This window comes from Microcystis sp. M53602_WE12 (genome assembly GCF_030065455.1).
Lineage (GTDB): Bacteria > Cyanobacteriota > Cyanobacteriia > Cyanobacteriales > Microcystaceae > Microcystis > Microcystis aeruginosa.
The window spans coordinates 1-6,445 of sequence record NZ_JASJFB010000656.1; the positions used below are offsets into that span (position 1 = coordinate 1).

8 protein-coding genes are annotated in these 6,445 nt (G+C 45.3%); 5 read left to right on the forward strand and 3 right to left on the reverse strand.

Translation table 11 applies throughout. From position 1 onward, the window contains the following. The 5 genes from PX482_RS20600 to PX482_RS20620 all read left to right on the forward strand — a co-directional run. The coding region (locus PX482_RS20600; protein WP_288122958.1) for a WD40 repeat domain-containing protein at nt 1–369 on the forward strand (369 nt) is incomplete at its 5' end. A gap of 105 nt (nt 370–474) precedes the next feature. After that, entirely contained in the window at nt 475–705 is a 231-nt protein-coding gene (locus tag PX482_RS20605; RefSeq protein ID WP_002742722.1) for a hypothetical protein, read from the forward strand. A 3-nt stretch (nt 706–708) separates the two neighbouring features. Then, on the forward strand, nt 709–933 hold the full coding sequence (locus PX482_RS20610) for a DUF2283 domain-containing protein (RefSeq protein WP_002742721.1): 225 nt from the start codon (nt 709–711) through the stop codon (nt 931–933). 34 nt (nt 934–967) lie between these two features. Beyond that, on the forward strand, nt 968–1,195 hold the full coding sequence (locus PX482_RS20615) for a DUF8778 family protein (RefSeq protein WP_288094207.1): 228 nt from the start codon (nt 968–970) through the stop codon (nt 1,193–1,195). Then, on the forward strand, nt 1,183–1,473 hold the full coding sequence (locus tag PX482_RS20620) for a hypothetical protein (RefSeq protein ID WP_288094206.1): 291 nt from the start codon (nt 1,183–1,185) through the stop codon (nt 1,471–1,473). Before PX482_RS20615 ends, PX482_RS20620 begins: the two co-directional genes overlap by 13 nt. 558 nt (nt 1,474–2,031) lie before the next feature. Here the strand turns inward: PX482_RS20620 and PX482_RS20625 are convergent. The 3 genes from PX482_RS20625 to PX482_RS20635 form a co-directional block, all read right to left on the reverse strand. Beyond that, entirely contained in the window at nt 2,032–3,240 is a 1,209-nt protein-coding gene (locus PX482_RS20625; protein WP_288094205.1) for an ATP-dependent 6-phosphofructokinase, read from the reverse strand. A gap of 379 nt (nt 3,241–3,619) precedes the next feature. After that, on the reverse strand, nt 3,620–4,645 hold the full coding sequence (locus PX482_RS20630) for a dihydroorotate dehydrogenase-like protein (RefSeq protein ID WP_150977401.1): 1,026 nt from the start codon (nt 4,643–4,645) through the stop codon (nt 3,620–3,622). A 2-nt stretch (nt 4,646–4,647) separates the two neighbouring features. Next, the coding region (locus tag PX482_RS20635; protein ID WP_288122959.1) for a 4Fe-4S dicluster domain-containing protein at nt 4,648–6,445 on the reverse strand (1,798 nt) is incomplete at its 5' end.

Genomic DNA, 6,445 nt, shown 5'->3' on the forward strand with positions numbered 1-6,445 from the left:
ACAGGCAAGGAAATCCGCACCCTCAAAGGGCATGATGGCTCTGTCAATAGCGTTAATTTTAGTCCCGACGGCAAGACTTTGGTGAGCGGTAGTGATGACGGGACTATCATACTCTGGGATGTAGAAACAGGCAAGGAAATCCGCACCCTCAAAGGGCATGATGGCTCTGTCAATAGCGTTAATTTTAGTCCCGACGGCAAGACTTTGGTGAGCGGTAGTGATGACAACACTATCAAACTCTGGAATCTTGGGACAGACTGGGGTTTAAGTGATTTAATGGGGCGTAGTTGCGATTGGGTGCGGGTTGATTTGCACAATCCTAATTCTGGTGTCAGGAAGGAGGATAGGGGTTTGTGTGATGGGATTTGATCCCCCCCTGCCCCCCTTAAAAAGGGGGGAGAATTTAGTATCTGGGGAAATTTATCTAAATTTCGTTAAAATTATGATAGAAGGAATAGATCAGAAAAATGATGAATGAAAACTACCCGCTACTTTGAAGAACAAGTCTTGGTCAAAAGACCCTATCTTAAGCGAGAATGGTGTCAACAGGCTATCCAGAATCCAGTTAGACGAGAAATAGAACCAAACGGACGCATTCGTCATTGGTTATACATTCCCGAATTAGGAAAATACTTGCGAGTTGTCACTCTAGATGATGGAGAAACCATTCATAACGCCTTCCCAGATCGTAACTTTAAGGAGTAAAAAATGAAATTTAGTTATTATCCTGAAACCGATTCTCTATACATTAGCCTATCAGAAAAAACAAGCACCGATTCTCAAGAAATCGCCCCTGATATTGTTTTAGATTTTGATAGCGAAGGAAAATTAGTTGGAATTGATATTGATCAAGCTAGTCAAATTGTTGATTTAACTCGTTTAGAAACTGAATCTTTCCCCCTTAATTCTGTTATTTTAGCTCAATCAAAATAGTCTATATTAGAATCAAATAGCCAAAGAGATAACCATGGCTAAAATCTCCATTTCTTTACCCGATGAACTGGTTAATTACCTAAACCAGAAAGTAGAAAATAAAAGCATTTTCATCGCCTCAATTTTACAACAATGGCGACAACAACAAGAAGCAGAAGAACTCGCCCAAGCTTTTTTAGCAGTAGATGAACTAGAATTAGGATGGACTGACGAATGGCAAACAGCAGCGATTATCAACTCGGAAGCATTATGGCTGAAGTAAAACTGAGTTCTAAACATCTAAACTCCTTAAAAAAATTTATTGAAGACGCATTAACCGAAAGACTGCAAGAACTTCAAGAAGGAATTAAGCGCACCCAAGAACGAATAACTTTTTTTGAAAATAAGTATCAAATGCAGACAAAAGAATTTCTCAGAAGATTTGAAAACAATAAACTGCAGCATACCTTAGACTTTGATGAATGGATGGGAGAAGCTTGGATGCTAGAAGCTTTACTGCAAGACAAAGAAGAAATTGAGGAGATAGAATTTGTTGATTAATGACTATTTTCAAGAGATTAGACATCTCATTGAAGCTTGTCCAATAGTTCAATCTTATAACCTCATTACTGATAGTAGAAGTCTTTATGTAGGGTTTGCGGCAAAAAGTACGGGCGAAGCATTCGGATAGAAAATCTCTGGTTTCACCGATAGGTTATTGCCCGAATGCTTCGCCCCTACAGGACGCGGGCCGATAATAAAAGTTTATGCTCAGAAAATTAATTAGGGCTGGCTGAAAAAGTAGGGGCGAAGCATTCGGATAGGAAATCTACGGTTTCACCGATAGGTTATGCCCGAATGCTTCGCCCCGAAGATGCAAGGTTTTCAACCACGATTCTCTCAAAATCTTGCACCTGTTTCGCAAAATAGGCCCCTAAAACCCTTACCTCGTCTATATTTCACATTTATTCAGCAAGCCCTAATTACACTCTTTTAAAAAGTTTCTTTATTTCGACAGTAGCTGTCAGTATCTCCCGTAATTGTAGCGTTTAGAAATGCCTAATCTTAACCAATTAAAAAAGCGAGAAAGTATGAGCAACCCTTCTCGCTTTATTATAACTAAACCAACGCCTCCACAGCGTCTGGAACCACTGCCGTCTCAGTTGTGGGATTTTCCCCTAGGTAAATTCCCAAAGAACGGGCTGTTTTGACGATAAAACCATCAGGATCAACGGGATAGGCACAGCGATGCTCTTGATGACATTGTTTGATAATTTTGATCACTGGTTTCAGGGGCAAACTACGCACTTGTCCCCCGCGCCAAATCACCACGCGATCGAGTTTTCCCTGTTCGATTAATTCTACGGCCTTAATGCCGAAAGCCGTGGCTAACAGTCGATCCATGGCCAAAGGAGGACGACTTCTTTGCAGGTGTCCCAAAGACATGGCCCGCACATCCATGGAATTGAGATAACAGAAGACGGGATCGGTAACGCACAAAGAGCGAGTTTTGTCAAATATTAATTTTTCTAAATAATCGGCAATATACTTCTCTTTTTGGTTATCTTCGTTTTTAACACCCTCAGAAATCACAATGAGAGCGAATTTACGACCTTGAGCGCGTAATTCTGCCAAATGGCGACAACAACCGTCGATAATTGCGGGAGTGAGAGCCGGGGTTAATTCGGGAATAAAAATCGCATCGGCACCCCCAGCAATCCCAGCATGAAGGGCTAGATGACCGGCATCTCTACCCATCACCTGCACAATCATCACCCTTTCGTGACTAGCGGCGGTAAAGGTGAGATCATACAAAGCTTGAGTAACGATATCGACGGCAGTGGTAAAACCGACTGCCCATTCCGTATAGGGAACGTCATTATCGATGGTTTTGGGAACCGCGATAATATTCCAATTGCCTTTCTGGGCGAGATCGTAGATGATATCGATGCTCCCATCGCCTCCAACGACGATCAGGGCATCTAATCCCAGCATTTCGTATCCTTGCAGGATTTTCGTGGCAATTTCTGGGTTTTCGGGATGTCCTTTGCTCAAAGAACCCAAAACACTACCACTAAGAAACTGCAAAACGTCTAATCCTTTCAAGACCCCGGGTAGGTTATAGCCATGCTGAGTCAGGATCAAATCTTCGGGGTGATATTTTCCCTCGGCAATCTGCATAAAACCGTCGGTCCCGTAGGGAATGCCGTACACATCCCAACCCTTGAGTTTTGATGATTTCACCACGGCACGAATTACCGCGTTTAACCCCGGGCAATCGCCACCACTGGTCAGAATGCCGATTTTTTTCTTTTGATTCTCGTTCATAGTTATATCCTCCTGGATTTTTTTGTCAGTTATCAGTTATCAGTGATCAGATGTAAGTTTTCAGTTTTCAGTTAAGTAGCTGGTTATAATTAAATTAAAAATCGATTTTAGGTTCGATCCCCCCTGCCCCCCTTGATAAGGGGGGTGCCGATCCCCCCTGCCCCCCTTGATAAGGGGGGTGCCGATAGGCGGGGGGATCCCCCTTGATAAGGGGGGTGCCGATCCCCCCTGCCCCCCTTGATAAGGGGGGTGCCGATAGGCGGGGGGATCCCCCTTGATAAGGGGGGTGGCTGATAATTTTTAACGCCTACCTACTTAAGTTTTCAGTTCACTGATTACTGATTACTGATCACTGATCACTGAAAAAAGCTTCCCACTTTTATTTGCTGGTGGTTTGAAAACGTTTCCAAACAGGTTCGTAACTTTGCAGAGCTTTCATGTACTGTACCCGTTCAAAAGCAGTGGGATCGGGGCAATTCATTTGACTCATACTGCCAATTAACTGCTCGATCGATTCGTACTCATTTTCTTCCAACCAATGCAATAAACCCTGTTCGATCTTGGTAATTTCCTCCAAACCGTGGCGTAATAAAACACTAACTAACATGGTCGCTTTTGCCCCCACCATCATCATTTTGATCACGTCGATGGCGTTATGAATGCCACTGGTAGCGGCAAAATCCGTCGGTACACGACCGTAAAGCATAGCAATCCAGCGCAGGGGTAAACGCATTGCTTGGGGATTACTGAGGATAATATTGGGGTGAACATCCAAGGTGTCTAAGTCGATATCCGGCTGATAGAAACGGTTAAATAATACCAACCCATCGGCCCCCGCTTCCGCTAATTGTTTAGCCATATTGGCCGTATTGCTAAAGTAGGGACTTAACTTCATCGAGACGGGAATTGATACCTCCGATTTGACAATTTTGAGGATATCAATATAGTTTTGTTCGACGTGATTTCCGGTTAATTCCAGGTCGTTGGGAACATAATAAACATTCAACTCCAAAGCATCAGCGCCCGCTTGTTGAATTTGAATGGCATACTCCAACCATCCCCCAGAGGTCTCACCGTTGAGACTGGCAATAATGGGAATATCGACCATTTCTTTGGCTTTGCGAATATGGTTGAGATATTCGTCGGAACCAACGTGAAAAACCTCCGGTTCGGGAAAATAAGTCAAAGCTTCCGCAAAACTCTCGGCTCCGTGGGTAAAATGATGGTGTAGAGCCAGTCTTTCCTGTTTAATCTGCTCCTCGAAAAAGGAGTGTAAAACCACGGCAGCGGCTCCAAAGTCTTCCATTCTCTTGATATTGTCGATATCCTCGCTCAAGGGTGCGGCCGCACCGATGACTAGCGGCGATCGCAATTGTAAACCCATGTAGGTAGTGTGTAGATTCATAACTATTCGTTGCTCCCTGTACCTTTTGCTGCTAAATACTGATACATTTGCCAGCGCGTATCCACATCTGCTTGTGCTTCTTTGAGCAGACGTTTAGCTTCCTCCGGCTTACTGGTGGCCAACATCTTAAAGCGATTCTCCGAGTAGAGAGTTTGCGCTACGGTAAGCTTAGGCGCACGGCTGTCCAATTGCAGGGGATTTTTGCCTTCTTTAGCTAAATCGGGATGATAACGGTACATTAACCAGCGACCGCTTTCCACCACTTCTTTTTGATGGTTCATGGCGGTGGTCATGTTGATCCCGTGAGCAATACAGTGAGAATAGGCGATAATTAACGATGGCCCGTTGTAAGCTTCCGCTTCTAGGAAAGCTTTGATAGTTTGCTCGTTTCTTGCCCCCATAGCCACGCTGGCCACATAGACGTTACCGTAGGTCATGGCCATTAAACCGAGGTCTTTTTTCGGGCTGGGTTTGCCACCAGAAGCAAATTTAGCTACGGCGGCCCGAGGAGTAGCTTTCGAGGCCTGGCCGCCCGTATTCGAGTAAACTTCCGTATCCATGACCAAAATATTCACATTGCGACCACTGGCTAAAACGTGATCTAAGCCACCATAACCGATGTCGTAGGCCCAACCGTCACCCCCGACAATCCAGACGCTTTTCTTGACCAGATAATCGGCCACGGATAACAACATTTTCACCTGCGTGGTCGGGGTTAATTGCCCTAAACGGGATTTTAGGGCCTCTACCCGTTGCCGTTGTTCGTAAATTTCCGCTTCATCGACTTGGTGACAATTGAGAATATCTGCCGCTAGACTTTCTCCGATTTCACTAGCGAGGGTTCCTAAGAGTTCGGCGGCAAATTCTGCCTGTTTATCGATGGAAACTCGGAATCCTAAGCCAAATTCGGCATTATCTTCAAAGAGGGAATTCGACCAGGCCGGCCCGCGACCTTCGGCGTTAACTGCCCAGGGTGTTGTCGGTAAATTACCTCCGTAGATAGATGAACAACCGGTGGCATTAGCCACTATCATGCGATCGCCAAATAGCTGACTGACCAATTTAACGTAGGGAGTCTCACCACAACCGGCACAAGCGCCGGAAAACTCAAAGAGAGGTTCCTGCATTTGCTGATGGTTAATTTTATTGAGATTTAGGCTTAATCGGTCTGGATTAGGCAAATTAAGGAAGAAATCCCAGTTAACTCGTTCCTGTTCCCGCAGGGGCAATTGGGGAGCCATATTAATCGCTCTTAGACGCGGTTGCGATTTGTTTTTAGCGGGGCAAACATCAACACAGAGACCGCAACCGGTACAATCTTCGGCGGCCACTTGGATGGTGAATTTTAGCCCTTTCCAGTCGTGATCCTTGGCATTAGCGACTTTAAAGGTTTCCGGGGCCGTGGCTAATTCGGCCTCATCATAGACTTTCGAGCGAATAACGGCGTGGGGACAAACAAGAACGCATTTACCGCATTGAACACAGACATCCGCATCCCAAACGGGGATTTCTTGGGCAATATTGCGTTTTTCCCATTGGCTAGTGGCGGTGGGATAGGTCCCATCGTTGGGAAGGGCGCTAACGGGCAATTCATCCCCGTGACGGGCGATAATTTTGCCGAGGACTTCTTGGACGAAAGTGGGTGCGTTGTCGGGAATCGGTGGTCTTAATTCAAAAGCTTCAGGGGTGACAGTGGCGGGAATTGGGACTTGATAGAGGTGTTCTAGGGCAGAATCCACAGCTTTGATGTTCATCTGCACGATTTCTTCGCCTTTCTTGCCGTAGGTCTTGCGGATGGCT

Coding starts and splice junctions, on each gene's coding strand:
- PX482_RS20620 (WP_288094206.1), top strand. CDS start 1,183: ATGGCTGAAGTAAAACTGAGTTCTAAACATCTAAACTCCTTAAAAAAA.
- PX482_RS20625 (WP_288094205.1), bottom strand. CDS start 3,240: ATGAACGAGAATCAAAAGAAAAAAATCGGCATTCTGACCAGTGGTGGC.
- PX482_RS20610 (WP_002742721.1), top strand. CDS start 709: ATGAAATTTAGTTATTATCCTGAAACCGATTCTCTATACATTAGCCTA.
- PX482_RS20630 (WP_150977401.1), bottom strand. CDS start 4,645: ATGAATCTACACACTACCTACATGGGTTTACAATTGCGATCGCCGCTA.
- PX482_RS20605 (WP_002742722.1), top strand. CDS start 475: ATGAAAACTACCCGCTACTTTGAAGAACAAGTCTTGGTCAAAAGACCC.
- PX482_RS20615 (WP_288094207.1), top strand. CDS start 968: ATGGCTAAAATCTCCATTTCTTTACCCGATGAACTGGTTAATTACCTA.